General features: G+C 36.7%; 14 protein-coding genes and 1 riboswitch. Of the genes, 3 read left to right on the top strand and 11 right to left on the bottom strand.

Translation table 11 applies throughout. From position 1 onward, the window contains the following. Nucleotides 1-3 precede the first annotated feature (3 nt). A complete protein-coding gene (gene mnmL, locus I580_RS05750) occupies nucleotides 4-972 on the top strand; it encodes a tRNA modification radical SAM protein MnmL/YtqA (RefSeq protein ID WP_010771012.1) in 969 nt (322 codons plus the stop codon). Further along, on the top strand, nucleotides 972-1535 hold the full coding sequence (gene mnmM / locus I580_RS05745) for a tRNA 5-(aminomethyl)-2-thiouridylate-methyltransferase MnmM (protein ID WP_010771011.1): 564 nt from the start codon (nucleotides 972-974) through the stop codon (nucleotides 1533-1535). The genes mnmL and mnmM overlap by 1 nt, the downstream gene beginning before the upstream one ends. A gap of 80 nt (nucleotides 1536-1615) precedes the next feature. On the opposite strand, the gene I580_RS05740 is transcribed toward mnmM, so the two are convergent. Then, nucleotides 1616-3385: an ABC transporter ATP-binding protein gene (locus tag I580_RS05740; RefSeq protein ID WP_010771010.1), complete on the bottom strand. Its 1770-nt coding sequence runs from the start codon at nucleotides 3383-3385 to the stop codon at nucleotides 1616-1618. Next, on the bottom strand, nucleotides 3378-5087 hold the full coding sequence (locus I580_RS05735; protein WP_010771009.1) for an ABC transporter ATP-binding protein: 1710 nt from the start codon (nucleotides 5085-5087) through the stop codon (nucleotides 3378-3380). Before I580_RS05735 ends, I580_RS05740 begins: the two co-directional genes overlap by 8 nt. 228 nt (nucleotides 5088-5315) lie before the next feature. Between I580_RS05735 and I580_RS05730 the strand changes: the two genes are divergently transcribed. Next, on the top strand, nucleotides 5316-5963 hold the full coding sequence (locus I580_RS05730) for a TetR/AcrR family transcriptional regulator C-terminal domain-containing protein (RefSeq protein ID WP_010771008.1): 648 nt from the start codon (nucleotides 5316-5318) through the stop codon (nucleotides 5961-5963). Between the two features lie 54 nt (nucleotides 5964-6017). Here I580_RS05730 and I580_RS05725 read toward each other — a convergent pair whose 3' ends face one another. The 9 genes from I580_RS05725 to I580_RS05685 form a co-directional block, all read right to left on the bottom strand. Continuing rightward, complete coding sequence (locus tag I580_RS05725; RefSeq protein WP_010771007.1) at nucleotides 6018-6806, bottom strand: alpha/beta hydrolase; 789 nt, start codon at nucleotides 6804-6806, stop codon at nucleotides 6018-6020. A gap of 244 nt (nucleotides 6807-7050) precedes the next feature. Continuing rightward, entirely contained in the window at nucleotides 7051-8517 is a 1467-nt protein-coding gene (locus I580_RS05720; protein WP_010771006.1) for an MDR family MFS transporter, read from the bottom strand. A 491-nt stretch (nucleotides 8518-9008) separates the two neighbouring features. Further along, nucleotides 9009-10196: a methionine adenosyltransferase gene (gene metK / locus I580_RS05715; protein ID WP_010771005.1), complete on the bottom strand. Its 1188-nt coding sequence runs from the start codon at nucleotides 10194-10196 to the stop codon at nucleotides 9009-9011. Next, a riboswitch (SMK box riboswitch) is annotated at nucleotides 10194-10309 on the bottom strand. (Overlaps the previous gene by 3 nt.) Before the next feature lie 263 nt (nucleotides 10310-10572). Then, entirely contained in the window at nucleotides 10573-11289 is a 717-nt protein-coding gene (gene lepB, locus I580_RS05710; RefSeq protein ID WP_245558635.1) for a signal peptidase I, read from the bottom strand. 12 nt (nucleotides 11290-11301) lie between these two features. Beyond that, entirely contained in the window at nucleotides 11302-11964 is a 663-nt protein-coding gene (locus I580_RS05705) for a hypothetical protein (protein WP_010771003.1), read from the bottom strand. A 30-nt stretch (nucleotides 11965-11994) separates the two neighbouring features. Then, nucleotides 11995-13065: a WxLIP family cell surface protein gene (locus tag I580_RS05700; RefSeq protein WP_010771002.1), complete on the bottom strand. Its 1071-nt coding sequence runs from the start codon at nucleotides 13063-13065 to the stop codon at nucleotides 11995-11997. 121 nt (nucleotides 13066-13186) lie between these two features. Continuing rightward, nucleotides 13187-13960 carry a WxL domain-containing protein gene (locus I580_RS05695; RefSeq protein WP_010771001.1) on the bottom strand — a complete coding sequence of 258 codons (774 nt, stop codon included), beginning with the start codon at nucleotides 13958-13960 and terminating at the stop codon, nucleotides 13187-13189. A 44-nt stretch (nucleotides 13961-14004) separates the two neighbouring features. Beyond that, nucleotides 14005-14814: a WxL domain-containing protein gene (locus tag I580_RS05690; protein ID WP_010771000.1), complete on the bottom strand. Its 810-nt coding sequence runs from the start codon at nucleotides 14812-14814 to the stop codon at nucleotides 14005-14007. Beyond that, entirely contained in the window at nucleotides 14811-15149 is a 339-nt protein-coding gene (locus I580_RS05685; RefSeq protein ID WP_010770999.1) for an EF2685/EF0750 family sortase-dependent surface protein, read from the bottom strand. The genes I580_RS05690 and I580_RS05685 overlap by 4 nt, the downstream gene beginning before the upstream one ends. Between the last annotated feature and the right edge of the window lie 13 nt (nucleotides 15150-15162).

Here is a 15162-nt window from a genome sequence, read left to right as displayed (position 1 = left end):
AAGATGTCTGATTTTGGCTATACTGAAGATCCCAACAAACGCTATCACACATGGAATTACGCCTTACGTCAACAATTTGGCGGCAAGATTTTTAAAGTACCTTTAGACGGTGGCTTCGATTGTCCCAATCGTGATGGAACAGTTGCTAAGGGTGGATGTACCTTCTGTAGTGTTTCAGGATCAGGGGATATGATTGTTGCACCTCAAGATCCCTTGCCGATCCAATTTCAAAAAGAAGTGCAGATGATGCATAAAAAATGGCCTCAAGTTGATCAATATATTGTTTATTTTCAAAATTTTACGAATACCCACGCACCTGTTGAAGTGATTCGACACCGTTTTGAACAAGTGGTAAATGAAAAAGGCGTTGTCGGCATTTCAATCGGTACTCGCCCTGATTGTTTACCTGATGAAGTAGTCGAATATCTAGCAGAACTAAATCAACGCTATTATTTATGGGTGGAATTAGGTTTGCAAACAACTTATGAAAACACTAGCACTATAATCAACAGAGCCCATGACTACCAAACTTATCTAGATGGTGTTGCAAAATTGCGCAAGCATAATATACGCGTTTGTACACATCTAATCAATGGTTTGCCTGGAGAAAGTCTAGATATGATGAGAGAAAATGTGCGCCGAACGATTCTTGATTCAGATATTCAAGGAATCAAGTTACATCTACTTCATTTAATGACAAATACTCGTATGCTGCGTGATTACCATGAGGGACGTTTACAATTGATGACACGAAAAAATTATGTCAATGTTATTTGTGATCAACTGGAAATGATTCCACCAGAAATCGTGATCCATCGCCTAACAGGTGATGCACCAACGGATACTTTAGTAGGTCCAATGTGGAGCTTGAAAAAATGGGAAGTTTTGAATGCGATCGATGATGAAATGAAGCGTCGGAATAGTTTTCAAGGAATTAATGATGTTCGTAAGGCTAAGGAGGTACTTATTTAATGTTACAAACAGCGCTGCATTTTAGTCATACGCTTTTGAAGGAAATCATTCAAGAAGGCGATACAGTTGTCGATGCTACGATGGGAAATGGTAATGATACAGCTTTTTTAGCACAACTAGTTGGCTCGCGTGGTTTAGTCTACGCTTTCGATATTCAAAAACAAGCTCTACAAAATACTGAAAAAAGACTTGTTGAATCAGGCATAAAAGCTCAAGTCCGTCTATTGCATCAAGGTCACGAAACAATCGCAACCGCTATTCCAAAAGATACGTCCTTACGTGCGGCTATTTTCAATCTAGGGTATCTACCCAAAAGTGATAAACAGATCATTACAAAACCAGATACAACAAAGCAAGCTTTAGATGCTCTGCTTGCTAGATTAGAATCTAAAGGCCGAATCATTTTAGTCGTTTACTATGGTCATTCTGGCGGAGAATCAGAGTTAATGTTAGTACAAGATTATTCAAAAAAGCTTCCACAAGAGATTTATAGTGTAATGACTTATCAGTTTATTAACCAGAAAAATAACCCACCGATTCTATTTTGTATTGAGAAAAAATAACCCCAATAGGTTGCTGAAAGTTGAAAAAAGCGCTAAAACTAAATTTTAGTTTTAGCGCTTTTTCGATTGATTTCTCTACACTATTCAAACACAAATTGGTTATGATACAATTCTGCATAAAAACCATCTTGTTTCAGCAATTCATGATGATTTCCTTCCTCAATCACTTCACCATTCCTTAAAACAACGATACGATCTGCATTCAGAATAGTTTTTAAGCGGTGGGCAATCACAAAGCTAGTTCTACCTTTGATTGCTTCATCCATTGCTCTTTGAATTTTTGCTTCTGTTACAGTATCTACATTACTTGTAGCTTCATCTAAAATCAATAATGATGGATTTGTGATGATGGTTCGAGCAATGCTGATCAATTGTTTTTGACCTGTACTGAAAATATTGTTTTCCTCTGTAATTTCAGTGTCATACCCGTTTTCTTGTTCCATGATAAATTCATGGATATTGGCTTGTTTAGCAGCGCCAATAATCTCTTTTTCCGTTGCTTCCGGTTTACCAAAAGCAATATTCGCTCGAATCGTTCCTGAGAATAAGACTGAATCTTGTAAAACAATTCCCACATGACTTCGTAAGCTATTTAGCTCAATTTCACGAATATCTGTTCCGTCAAAAGTAACTGAACCGCTATTTACATCATAAAAACGATTTAATAAGTTCATAATAGTTGTTTTTCCCGAACCAGTCGGACCAACTAACGCAACCATCTCGCCTTTGCTGACATTGATCGAGACATTCTTTAAAATCGGCACTTCTGGATCATAACCAAACTCAACATGATTCAACGATACTGATTCATTAACACCATTGATTTCTTTTCCATCTTTTGGATTGATTTCATCTGGTTCATCAAACATTTCGTTCAAGCGACGAGCTCCTGTGATTGCTAATTGGATCATGCTATAACCAGAAGAAATCTGCATCAATGGTTGATAATATTGTTGTGAATATTGAACAAAGGTGACAACTAACCCTAAAGCTACTGTTTTCTCTAGGTCACCATTCAATGCTAACCAACCACCAAAGAAAATCACAATAGCGGTATTTACAAGCGACATTCCTTGCATCATTGGGAACAATAGCCCCGAATAAACTTGTCCTTTAAATGTAGCTTTACGGACTGTTTCATTATGTTCTAAGAACCCTTCAATGGTTTCTTCCTGTAAGCCATTGGTGATGATTACACGTTGTCCACTAATTTTTTCATCCATATAGCCATTCAATTTACCCACTTCATCTTGTTGAATATCAACGTATTTACGTGCTTTACTGATTACAACTACCGCAATCAAAATCGCAACTGGTGTTGAGGCAATTGTGGCCCATGCCAACTGGACATTTTGACGGAACATCATGATCAAAATTCCTACAAATAGAGCTGCATTAGTCAATACTTGTAGTAGCGCTTGATTCAAACTATTTTGAATATTATCTAAATCACTAGTAAATCGACTCAAAATTTCACCATCTTGATGGGAATCAAAAAAACGAATCGTCAATTTTTCTAATTTATTAAACAAACCGATCCGCATCCGATTCGTTGACTTCCCAACAACTTGAGTAAATAAAATACTGTAAATGAAGTTAGCTGCACTTGTCAATACATAGAAAATCAACAATTTCCAGATAATCTCCATAAACTTACTCTTATCATCTGTTCCTTGCATCAAAGCGCCCACATAATTTGCTAATTCTTGAATCGCTTCACCAACAAATTGTGGGGCTTTCACTTGTAGATACGTTGCAATAACAATTGTCACAAAGATAAACAAGAAGGAAAGTTTGTAACGTTTTAAATAATGAAAAAAGAATTTACTTGCTCTTATTAAATCAGTCATTATTTTCATCCTTTCCTTTTTGAGTTTCGTAGATTTCTTGATAAATAGGGTTTGTTTTAACTAGCGCTTCATGTGTTCCTTCACCCACTAATTGTCCTTTGTCTAATACCAAAATTCGGTCTGCATGAACAACGGAAGAAATCTTTTGCGCAATCACAATCGTTGTCGTTTCTTTTAATTCATTATCTAAAGCTTCTCTGACCAATCGTTCTGAGCGAGCATCCAAAGCACTGGTACTATCGTCTAAAATCAAAATCTTAGGATCGCCAATGACACCACGTGAAATAGAAAGTCTTTGTTTTTGCCCACCGGAAAAATTGTTACTTCTTTCAGCCACAGGTGCTTCATATTGTAATGCTAACTTCTCAATGAATTCTTTGGCTTGCGCAATTTCAGTTGCTCGACTCATATCTGATTCATTGGCATCTTTTTTCCCTTGGCGTAAATTTTGCGAAATTGTCCCTGAGAAAAGAATCGCTTTTTGTAGAACAAATGACACAGCTTTACGTAAACTATGTTCATTAACATCCTTCAAATCAACTCCACCAATTTTTACGCTTCCCTCAGATGGATCAAATAATCGTGGAATCAATTGTGCTAGAGTCGATTTTCCTGCTCCTGTAGCGCCCACGATCCCGATCATCTCACCTGGTGCAATAGAAAACGAGATATCTTTTAGTGTATCCACCTCATCGCCTGGATAACGGAAACTAACATGATCAAAAACGACACTCCCCTTTAGATCTTGCTCAGGCACATCTTTATACGTAAGCGCAGGAACAGTGTCCATCACTTCTTTGATCCGTTTGATAGAAACCGCCGCACGAGAAGTCATCATCATCATCATTCCGCCAATAATGATCGCCATCATGATTTGCATCAAATAACTCATAAATGATGCAATACTACCGATAACAGTCGGGTCATCCTTTACTAAATTGCTTACTAGAAAAATTGATCCTACAACAGCTAAATTAGCTGCCAACATAAACGATGGAATCATCACAGAAAATAGTGTTCCCACAATCAAGTTATGTTTCGTCAATTCTTCACTAACCTTTGTAAAACGGGTGAGTTCGTTCTTCTCTTGAACAAATGATTTAACTACTCGAATGCCTAACAGGTTTTCTTTTGCTAATCCATTCACTTTATCGATCAACGTTTGAATAATCATAAAATGTTTACCCATTTGCGAAAATGATAAAGCTGTAATAATGAATACTGCGACAACTAATAACACGATCACCCACCACAACTGCGGTAACGTCATCATTGCTAAAATAAAACTACCGATAAACAGAATCGGAATTCTAAATAATGACTGTAATGCAATCATGATCACATTTTGAATCTGAGTGACATCATTGGTCAAACGAACAACTAAATTACCTGCTGAAAATTCCTCAATATTACCAAATGAGAATGTTTGGATCTTACGGAATGTTGCTTCTCGAATATCTGCACTCACACCTTGTGCAACTTTAGCAGAATAAATCGTATTGAATACACCTGCAACCAAGCCCAATCCTGCAATCCCAATCAAGTATAGTCCAAGTTCTTTCATCTGACTCTTATCATCTTTAATAATTGCTTCTAACACTTTTTGTAATAATTTAGGCTGCCATAAAGCCGACATGACCATGACAACAACAGTAATCAAAGCTATGGAAACTTCCAGCTTGTACTTTTTGACATGTTCCATAATAATACTCACGTGATCCCAACTTTCTTTGTAAATCTAGCTTAATCTGATTCATTGTGCAACTTTCAATGACCATTTAGTGTTATGATGTGAAGGAGGCAAGACACCATTACCTTCAATAATTTCACAAACTTAACACTGTAAAATTAGGCTGCATAACAATTTACCATTTTTGGAAATGAAATTCAAGAAGTTAGCTTCTATTTTTAGATAAAAGGATGAAAAAATTTGGACTCAAAATTATCAAAAGACAAAATCATTCAAGCTGCATTTCAGTTACTAGCAGAAAACCCTGAATTAGAAAAATTATCCATGCGAAAAGTGGCTCAAAAATTAGGGATTCAAGCACCTGCAATATACTGGCATGTTGAAAATAAACAAGCCTTACTCCAAAGTATGGCTGAAGAAATAGAAAATCATTTTGTACCACCAAAACCTCAAAAAAATTGGAAAGAAACCATTTATGCATATATGGAAAATTATTATGAATTGTATCAGCAATACCCATGCGCTATAGAAATTGAAATTCAAACTATCCCTTCTTATCCATCCCGTTTAAGAAATCTAGATGCAATCCTTGGTATTTTAAATGAAGCTGGTTTTTCTATTGAGCTAAGTTACATGACTATTACTTCTTTACAGCATCTATTATTTGGTATGTTGATGGATTCTTCAGAGGAAAAGAAATTATATAATAGAGTCATGGCTGGGGATGACTATTTAAAAAAACAAATTATTTTAATGAAACAATATGTTCAAGACCATGAATTGAATAATATCAGCGCGAGTATTCAGTACCGACAAAAAGAAAAACAAAAGGATTTCTTTATGAAAACATTGCGGGTATTTCTAAATGGCTTAGATACGTTCCTCTAATAGTAAATACGCAAAAAGCTTGGATATTTTTATTGATCCAAGCTTTTTGCGTATTTATTTTTCTAACGGTAACCACTCTAAAACTCTTTGAATCCAGGCATCCCAAAAAATCCAGTCATGATTACCAGGCCCCGTTTCAAAGGTATGATCGATTGTATTGGCAGTCAAGGCCGCCGCCATCTTTTTATTTCCATATAAAAGTAAATCCTCTTCACCGCAGCAAAGAAAAATATTAGGAGCTGTTTTGCCACTTTTTACGAGCTGTTCAAGTAAAAACATTGGATCATTGCTTGAACCTTTAATCTGTTCAAACGGCCCAAAAATACCTTCCCAGAATTTTTTTCCTCTAATAGCTAAAAGATCCTCTACTCTGTCAGCAAGATTCACAGCACCTGATAAAGAAGCCACCGCACCGAAATTATCTGGCTTAGCCAATCCAAGTTTTAAAGCTCCATATCCTCCCATTGAAAGCCCTACTGCAAATGTTTTTTCCCTTTTCGTTGTTAATTGAGGAAATAGTTCCTGACAAATATTCGGCAATTCTTCGGAAAGAAACGTCCAGTAGTTCATTTCATAACACGTATCTGTATACCAACCAAGATCAGTAGAAGGCATGATCACTGCTAATCCTAAATCAGCAACATAGCGTTCTATCGATGTTCGTCTTTCCCATACACTGTGATTTCCACCCATTCCATGAAGCAGATACATCACTGGAACATCTGTCAGGTTTCCTTTGGTTGCAGTGCCTATTTTTTTCTCGGTTTTTTGTGGTAATATAACGTTTACTGACACTTCCATTTCTAACACATTTGAATAAATACTTGCTTGTAAAAAAGCCATCTAACAATCCCTCATTTTCTGTTTTCTATCATTGTAGCACTAAATCAGTTATTTTTTGATTAAATAAACAAAACAAAAAACTCGTTCTTCTATGAAGAACGAGCAGAGGAGGAGTTAAAAATGAAAAATAATTTTGTTTATGTTGTTGTTTTGTGGGTATGTTTATATAGTACAACGTAAATATGAACTTTGTGTGTCAAAATCACGTATTCTATGGTCCTATTTTATAAAGAAAGTTTAACTGCTATTCGTTTACTATTTTCTTTTTAACACTACTATTCAAAATAATCGCAACGATAATCAACCCAATTCCGACTACATATACGTTATGAAGTCCTGTATAAAGCATACCGCGTAAAGGTCTAAGTAAATCAGCAGGAATCGTGTTAGCCGTATGTGGATTAACAAGCTGATTCATGACATCAGAATCAACTTTCAACGTACTTTTTGCTAGTTCTGAAGTTGTCACTGCATTAATAATGACACCAAAAATTGACACCATCAATGTTTGACCAATCGTTCTAGCTAGCGTATTGAATGACGTTGCTACCCCCATTTCTGATGGATCCACACTGCTTTGAGCTGTCACTGTTGTGGTTGTAATCGTGATCCCAAAACCAATTCCTAAAACAGAAGAAATCGCAAAAAACCAAACAAATGATACTGTTGCCGGTACCAATACTAAGAAAATACCACCAAGTAAAGTAATGCTTAGACCAATTGTTAATACTCGTTTGGTTGTATGTTTTTCCATTAGATTACTGGCAATAAACGAACCTACCATCCATAAAATCGACATTGGTGCCAATACTAAACCACCAATTCCCGCACTTTTTCCTAGCACTCCTTGCATCCACATTGGAATATATACTTCTACTCCCATTAAAAAGCCACTGATCAAAGCAGCTACAATATTGACGATCACAAAAGTAGAGTTTTTAAACAGCATCAAATCAATAACAGGGTCTTTGGCTCTTTTTTCCACAAAAATAAACATGATAAAAAATAAAACAGACGCACCTAAACAAAGGAACACTTTTAAATCAAAACCGCCATCACCGATTAATTGAAACCCTAGTAATAGAGTCAATAAAACGAACATCAGTTGAACACTACCTAAGATGTCCATTGGTACTTTGCTTTTTTCTCGTTTTGGCTCCACTAAAAAGTAAGCGATCAATCCCATTAAGACAAGACCGATTGGCACATTAATGAAGAAAATCCAGTGCCAGCCAACGGTATCTACAATAAATCCTCCAGCAAGCGGGCCAAAAATACTTGCAATCCCCCACGCAGCACTATTCAAGCCTAACATTTTTGCTCGCTTATCAATTGAATAAATATCAGCCAAAATTGTTAAAGCAACAGGCATGATCGCCCCTGCTCCGATTCCTTGAATTGCTCGGGCAATAATCAAGGTCATCATGTTTTGTGCCAAGCCGCAAAGAGACGATCCAATAATAAAAATAATAATACCGATCATAAAAATTGGTTTGCGTCCAACTTTGTCTGCTAATTTCCCATAGATAGGTGTTAACATCGCATTTGTTAATAAATAAATAGAAAATACCCAGTTCATGATCTCCATGCCATGTAATGAGCCTACGATCGTCGGCATTGCGGTTGAAACGATTGTTCCTTCGATTGCTGTCATAAATGTTGCAACGAAAACACTGATCGTTACAAGTTTGACATTTGTTTTTCTTTCCATGTATCTCCATCCTTTTTGTATTTTTTAGGTTAGTAGTTTAGTTACTTATGATTATTTTACAGAGGTTTATTTGGTATTGTTGTGAGACTTTGCATTACTATTAGAGTTTTTAGGTTTATTGTAACCTAATCCATAACTAATTTGTGAGTTGTTGGCTTCTATTTGTTGTTTGGTTTATGGCATTTGGTGATTATAAGCACTTTAGTTGCTAGCTTCTATTTGTTACTTGGGATTACAGCGTTTGGTACTTTCAAGCACTTTGGTTGCTAGCTTCTATTTGTTACTTGGGATTACAGCGTTTGGTACTTTCAAGCACTTTGGTTGCTAACTTCTATTGGTTAGTTTGTATTACAGCGTTTGGTGTTTCACTAGTATGGTAACTTCTCTCCCTTTGGTCGCCAAGTACTGTGAATCATCCACTCTGGCGAAGCCAGTCGTGGTGATTCACAGCAAAACGGCGCCACTAATTTTCATTAGTAGCGCCGCCTCGTTTACTCCATCAAGCTTTTCTTGATTGCCTCGACTTTGTCAGTCTGCTCCCAAGGTAGTTCAATGTCTGTACGACCAAAATGACCATATGCTGCCGTTTGTTTGTAGATTGGACGGCGTAAGTCAAGCATTTCTATTATTCCTGCTGGACGCAGGTCAAAGTTTTTACGAACCGCTTCAATCAATTTGCTTTCAGCTACTTCACTTGTTCCAAAAGTATTTATTGAAATGGATACAGGTTGTGCTACGCCAATTGCATAAGCTAGTTGAACTTCAACTTTTTCAGCTAAGCCAGCTGCAACAATGTTTTTAGCAATATACCGTGCTGCGTAACTTGCAGAGCGATCGACTTTCGTCGCATCTTTTCCAGAAAAGGCTCCGCCACCGTGACGGGCATAACCGCCGTAGGTATCGACGATGATTTTTCGTCCAGTCAAACCAGCATCGCCTTGCGGTCCGCCAATAACAAATCGACCTGTCGGATTTATAAAGTATTTTGTTTCTTCATCTAATAATTCGGCTGGAATCACTTCATCAATGACGAGAGCTTTCACGTCTTTTTGAATTTGTTCCAACGTTGCTTCTTCATCATGTTGTGTGCTGATCACGACGGTGTCTACACGCTGTGGTTTACCATTTTCATCGTATTCTACAGTCACTTGAGATTTTGCATCTGGACGTAAATAAGGAAGCTTTTCCTCTTTTCGCAGTTGCGTCAAACGGCGAACAAGTTTATGACTTAAAGAAATCGGTAACGGCATCAATTCTGGTGTTTCATCAACCGCAAAACCAAACATCAAGCCCTGATCTCCAGCACCAATATCATCTTTAGTATCTTTATCACCGCGTGTTTCCAGCGCATCATCTACACCTTGTGCAATATCTGGTGATTGCTCATCAATTGCAACTAAAACAGCAACAGTGTCTCCGTCAAAACCATACTTAGCACGTGTATAGCCAATATCTTTCAGCGTTTGGCGAACGACTTTTTGAATATCTACATAAGCTGTTGTAGATATTTCTCCAAAAACTAAAACTAAACCAGTTGTAACGCTTGTTTCACATGCTACTCGGGCTGTCGGATCTTGTTCTAAAATGGCATCTAGTATTGCGTCACTTACTTGATCGGCAACCTTGTCTGGATGTCCTTCTGAAACGGATTCTGATGTAAATAAATGTCTCTCTGTCATAATGTATTCCCCCTAGTTATATTCGGTTACAAGGCATCTTTGTCAAACAATGAGAGTATCACCTATACTTTCATACAGCTCTAGACAAATCCTTTCGGGAACTTGTAACGTTTCAATTATAACAGATATCGCTAGAAAAAACTTGCTTTTTAACTGACTTTATTTTTCACTAAAAAACGCAAGGAGCTGAGACATAACTCTTCAAGTTATATCTCAGCTCCTTGCAATCCAGATAAATGGTTGGAGCAGAAGCACCCCCTACAGAAATAAGCCGAAATTACTTTGGAACACAGTAAGGTTCGAGCTTATGTTGCACAGCACTTACTTGATTATCAGCGCTAGGAGTTTTTCCACATTATCACATATTCATAATAATTTATTTAACTTTCTGAATCTTATGCAGCGGTAAAACTCTCATTTCCACTTTTCCAATAATCTCTTTTTCATCCACAAGTTTATAGTAGCGACTGTCAGTGGCGTAGGGACGGTTGTCTCCTAAAACAAGGTATTTTCCTTTAGGAATAGTCGGAGTGCCGGCCAATGCTTTTAATGTAAAATCTTCTGTATAAATCATTCCATCTTGTTCAAATTGTCTTTTATAATCCGCAATAAAGCTTTCATCTTTTTCTTGTTCATTAATAAAGAGCTGTCCATTTTTATAATATAAACTATCCCCTGGACACCCGATAATTCGACGCACAGACTTATCTTTTGAATTTGGCACCTTGAGATAAACAAGATCAAATCGCTTCTTTTTAGCCATTTTATTGACCATAACAACGTCACCATCATCCAACGTTTCACTCATCGAATAACCTTCTACCCTTGCACATGCAAATGTAAAAAGAGAAAGAACATATAAAATACTCAGCGTCACAAGGAAAGTTAACGCTATTTCCAAAAAAAGAACGTAGAATTTTCTAAATCTTTTTTTTCGCTTATTTTTTTTCTTTCTTCTTCGTTTGTTCGGTTGACTATTCTTTGATGTCTTCCGTATTTTTTTAGAAACACTCTGAGACACTTTGACTTGTCTTTTTTGCCCTGACTTCTTCTTAACAGCTCTATTCTCTTTTTTCTGAGTTGTTTTTTTCATAAAATCACCAGGCTATTTTTTATTTACCAACGCATTTTTATTAATATTAAAGTAGCGAACAACTTCTTCATGATTTTTCTTCACTGCAGTCAAATCTGTTTCAAACTCAGTTAAAAGAGTCTCATTTTTAAAGAAATCATTCGGTTGAGAGGACAGATTAATACCTAACTCTTTCATTGATTTATAGTATTTATTCAATTTTTTTTGCCCAGTTTCACTATTTCTGATTGTCGCTTTATAAATGCCGTAACTAGATAGCTGTCCTGCTAGTAGCTTGATATTTTTTCCTGATTTCACATCATTCTCTGTTGTCTTTGCTGTTTTTAGTTCCTTTTCTAGATTATCCATTAGATAATACCCTTGAACCACTGCCTTGGAATCTTTCTGACTTAAATGCATCGCTTGATAGTACAAAGAATAACCTGCAGCAAATCCAGAGAATAAAAAGAGTATAACCAAGGCCATACCCCAGTTACGTTGCTTTTTACTTTTCTGCATCATCTTTTTGACTTTAGATTTCTTTTGTTTACGTTTTTTCTTACTGACTTTTGTTCTTTTTACTTTCTTTAAAGCCTTTTTCGTTTGAGCCATCAGATAAAAAGAAATACCTGAGAATACTAAACCGATACTGGCTAGAGACAAAGAAATAATAAAAAACCAATCTAATATCGTCATTTCTTTACCTCCTCACTTTCTCCTTTTTAGTTATTTTCTTGACTTCTTTTTTCTTGCTAGCTTTTTTTTCGCTTGATTCTTTTTACTGATCGTTCTGATTACGAGGAAAATAATTACTGCTAAGGCAACGACGCCACCAATAATTCCTGCGATTAATTTCCAGTTGAACGTTTGAACATCTTCTAAACCAGCATCTTGATTATTAAACTTATCTGCTTCTTCATCAGTGATTTTAAAGTTCTCATCCCAGTTCCATTTTTTATCCCCTGCTGTTACAAGGATTTTCGCATGGTAATTTCCAGCTATCATCCGGTCACCTTCCATACTCACAGGAAAATTGATCAGTGTATTTGGCGCCATTCTCATACCTGAACGTTTTGTTTCATATAATACTTCATCACTATCATCTTTCATGATCTGAACTTGTGTTGTCATATTTTCTAAATAGGCTGCCTCAACGTTAGAGAAGTTGACGAAAAAAGTATTTCTAAAATTATTTAGATCAGCATAAACTTTGTTTAATTCTAAATTTGGTAGTATTTCTTTATCTGTTTCTGTAAGGATCATCCCAATGACATAAGCATATTTGTTGATAACCCCTGTTTTCTTCGGTTCATTTTTCTGTTCTTTTTCAACTTTTTGTAGTTGAATTCCACCCGCAATCATTCCATCGAATGAAGCTTCTGGCATATTGATTTCTATGTCGACATCCTGTTCACCTTTTGCTGGTACTTTAACTGTCTCAGGTGCTTTGACTATTTTTTCAAAATCATATTTTAGCGATTTATCTTTTTTTATTGTCGTTGGACCGTACTCTACAACTCCATTAGCATTTGTTTTAGTACTATTGAGTTTTACAGAGACTTCGATTTCTTCTGCAGCTAAATTTTTGATTCTAATTTTGACTGTTTGTTTTTGTCCAGGTGTCATCCTTAAATCAAAGTAACCTGCCCCTGTGTCTCTTTGATTTTCCGGTTTGATCGATTCATATGTAAAACCAGTTGCGTTGCCGCTACTGCTGTCTTCCGCATAGGTTGTGACTGGCAGAAATACTGCGATAATAACTGTTGTTAATAAAAACAATAGATTCTTTTTCTTCATCGATATCCCTCTCTTTAAAAAAGGCAGAGACAGAAGTACTTCTTAATTTCTGTCTCGCCATTCATTTGAAACATGACTACTTAAAGTATCATTTATAATCCAACCTATTACTTAGTTTAAATTATAATACTTCAGCAATTGACCAAGTGATTTCAGCTGTGTAAGTATCAGCTAATAAAATATTTGTATTTGGTACAGTTAATTTAACAGACTCAGCTGTTGTATCAGCAGTTCCGTCACCATATTGACCAAATTCGATTGTATAAGTTCCGATACCTTTAGAAGCATCTTTGTTTTCCAATACTGGTACTGAATCTCCAGCGCCTGTTCCAGCTGCATCAGCTGCCAATTGGAATCCTGCAACTGTAGTTGCTGGCCATTGAGCTGCTGGGTCTTTAGAAGTGATTGCTGCATTTGAATAATCAATTGTAGCACCTTTCAAGAAAGTACCCGCATTTGCACCAGCTTCAAATTGTTTTGTTAATTGTGCACTCACCGTATATTTATGGTTTGCAGTACCACGTACGTCTGTAAATTGAACGAAGTTTCCACGAGTGATATCACCCTCAGCATTTTTCGCTGGAATAGCAGCCGCAAAATATTCAGGGTTTGTTGCAAAAGCTTTAACTTTATCAGTACCAAAGTCTAATTCAGTTACTGCATCAATACTGAATGAACCGCGATCTGGATTAACGATGATTGGTTCTTTTGGATCAACGATCGGTTTTTCTGGATCTTCTGGATCAACCACGTCTTTAGGATCGTTATCTTCAGTAAAAGTCATTGTCCCTTTTGCTGCTTGTGATTTTGCTTCAGCGTTTGCCCCTACTGGTAAAGATAAGCTTGCTCCTACTACTGCTAATAATGCTACTGAACATAATGTTTTTGTTTTCATGTGTGTTTCCTCCTAGTATTGTGTGTGTGTTGTGTGTGTGTTATTTATGGCAACTCGGCTAATATCCAAGTTAACACCGTAGTGTACGGTACAGGATCAACAAGCGTTGTTCCTGGTATCGATAATGAAATTGCTTTATTTTGATAGACAGGTTTTTGATCAAAGATTGGATCAAGCACCGCTTGTCCTTCCTTATCCAGTCTTGGTTCTAATGTATTCTTTTGGTTACTGTTATTTTCTTCTGATGCCCCAAAAGAAATTGTCCAAGTTCCACTGCCCTGTCCTGAACTAGCTTGAGCTAAATTGTAGGAAGCCCCAACATTGTCTATGTTGATAATTTCTTTTGACAACTGTGGTGCTTCACTGAGATTTTTGGTAGAATTCACCCAAGATTTATCTAGTGAAAGCATTGCGCCTTTGATTTCTTTATGTTTCGTATCATTGTTGGTGAATTGCATTTCTTGTCTAAGCTGTAAAGTCCAACCTGTTGGCTTTTGTCTCAAGTCAGTAACCTGAACAAAGTTACCTCTAGGTTTCGTTGCACCAAAGAAGTTTTGGGCATTGGCGTAATAGACTTCATCTTTATCAGAAATTTTATTCTGGTAAAAATCGAATTTCGGCACAAAATCGATTCTTAAATCTCCCTCTAATTTAGGAGATTCACCAGGATCAACAATTTCACCTGGTTTTTCAGGGTCAACAATATTTTGAGGATACTCTCCCTCAAATTTAATTGTTCCAGGACCACTAATCGATCCCGTTTCAGCATAAGCATACGGGCCTGACCCTGCTACTAAAAAGGCTACTGCGAGCGACAAAATGAATGATGGAACTAATTTAGATTTTTTTCTCATCGTTCTTCCCGCCCTTCGTGCTCTTTCTTACGTTTCCAGAAAAGCAGAAGTAAGACAATTACCACTAAAGCAACCCCTGTAAAGACAAGGCTTGTTTTCACCATCTCACCTGTACTCGGATAACGACCAACAGGTTTGGCCACTTTGGAGTCACTTGTTGTTAGTTCTGGTACAGATGAAGATTCTGTTGACGAGCTGTCTTCATAAAAGCTAATTACACCATTGGTTTGAACTTCTCCTCCATTTGCTTTAGCCGCAGCATTCAGCGGATAAACGATTGCCAACGTTAATGCAAAAGTAAAGGAGACGATCATCGATCTGAATATTTTTTTCATAAATTAAAAATCT

The organism is Enterococcus caccae ATCC BAA-1240 (genome assembly GCF_000407145.1).
GTDB lineage: Bacteria > Bacillota > Bacilli > Lactobacillales > Enterococcaceae > Enterococcus_L > Enterococcus_L caccae.
Note: the sequence above shows the minus strand (reverse complement) of the source record. Positions and strands in the feature narration are given on the sequence as shown.

Coding starts and splice junctions, on each gene's coding strand:
- lepB (WP_245558635.1), bottom strand. CDS start 11,289: ATGAAAAAAACAACTCAGAAAAAAGAGAATAGAGCTGTTAAGAAGAAG.
- I580_RS05735 (WP_010771009.1), bottom strand. CDS start 5,087: ATGGAACATGTCAAAAAGTACAAGCTGGAAGTTTCCATAGCTTTGATT.
- I580_RS05695 (WP_010771001.1), bottom strand. CDS start 13,960: ATGAAAACAAAAACATTATGTTCAGTAGCATTATTAGCAGTAGTAGGA.
- I580_RS05725 (WP_010771007.1), bottom strand. CDS start 6,806: ATGGCTTTTTTACAAGCAAGTATTTATTCAAATGTGTTAGAAATGGAA.
- mnmM (WP_010771011.1), top strand. CDS start 972: ATGTTACAAACAGCGCTGCATTTTAGTCATACGCTTTTGAAGGAAATC.
- I580_RS05700 (WP_010771002.1), bottom strand. CDS start 13,065: ATGAAGAAAAAGAATCTATTGTTTTTATTAACAACAGTTATTATCGCA.
- I580_RS05690 (WP_010771000.1), bottom strand. CDS start 14,814: ATGAGAAAAAAATCTAAATTAGTTCCATCATTCATTTTGTCGCTCGCA.
- metK (WP_010771005.1), bottom strand. CDS start 10,196: ATGACAGAGAGACATTTATTTACATCAGAATCCGTTTCAGAAGGACAT.
- mnmL (WP_010771012.1), top strand. CDS start 4: ATGTCTGATTTTGGCTATACTGAAGATCCCAACAAACGCTATCACACA.
- I580_RS05705 (WP_010771003.1), bottom strand. CDS start 11,964: ATGACGATATTAGATTGGTTTTTTATTATTTCTTTGTCTCTAGCCAGT.
- I580_RS05720 (WP_010771006.1), bottom strand. CDS start 8,517: ATGGAAAGAAAAACAAATGTCAAACTTGTAACGATCAGTGTTTTCGTT.
- I580_RS05685 (WP_010770999.1), bottom strand. CDS start 15,149: ATGAAAAAAATATTCAGATCGATGATCGTCTCCTTTACTTTTGCATTA.
- I580_RS05740 (WP_010771010.1), bottom strand. CDS start 3,385: ATGACTGATTTAATAAGAGCAAGTAAATTCTTTTTTCATTATTTAAAA.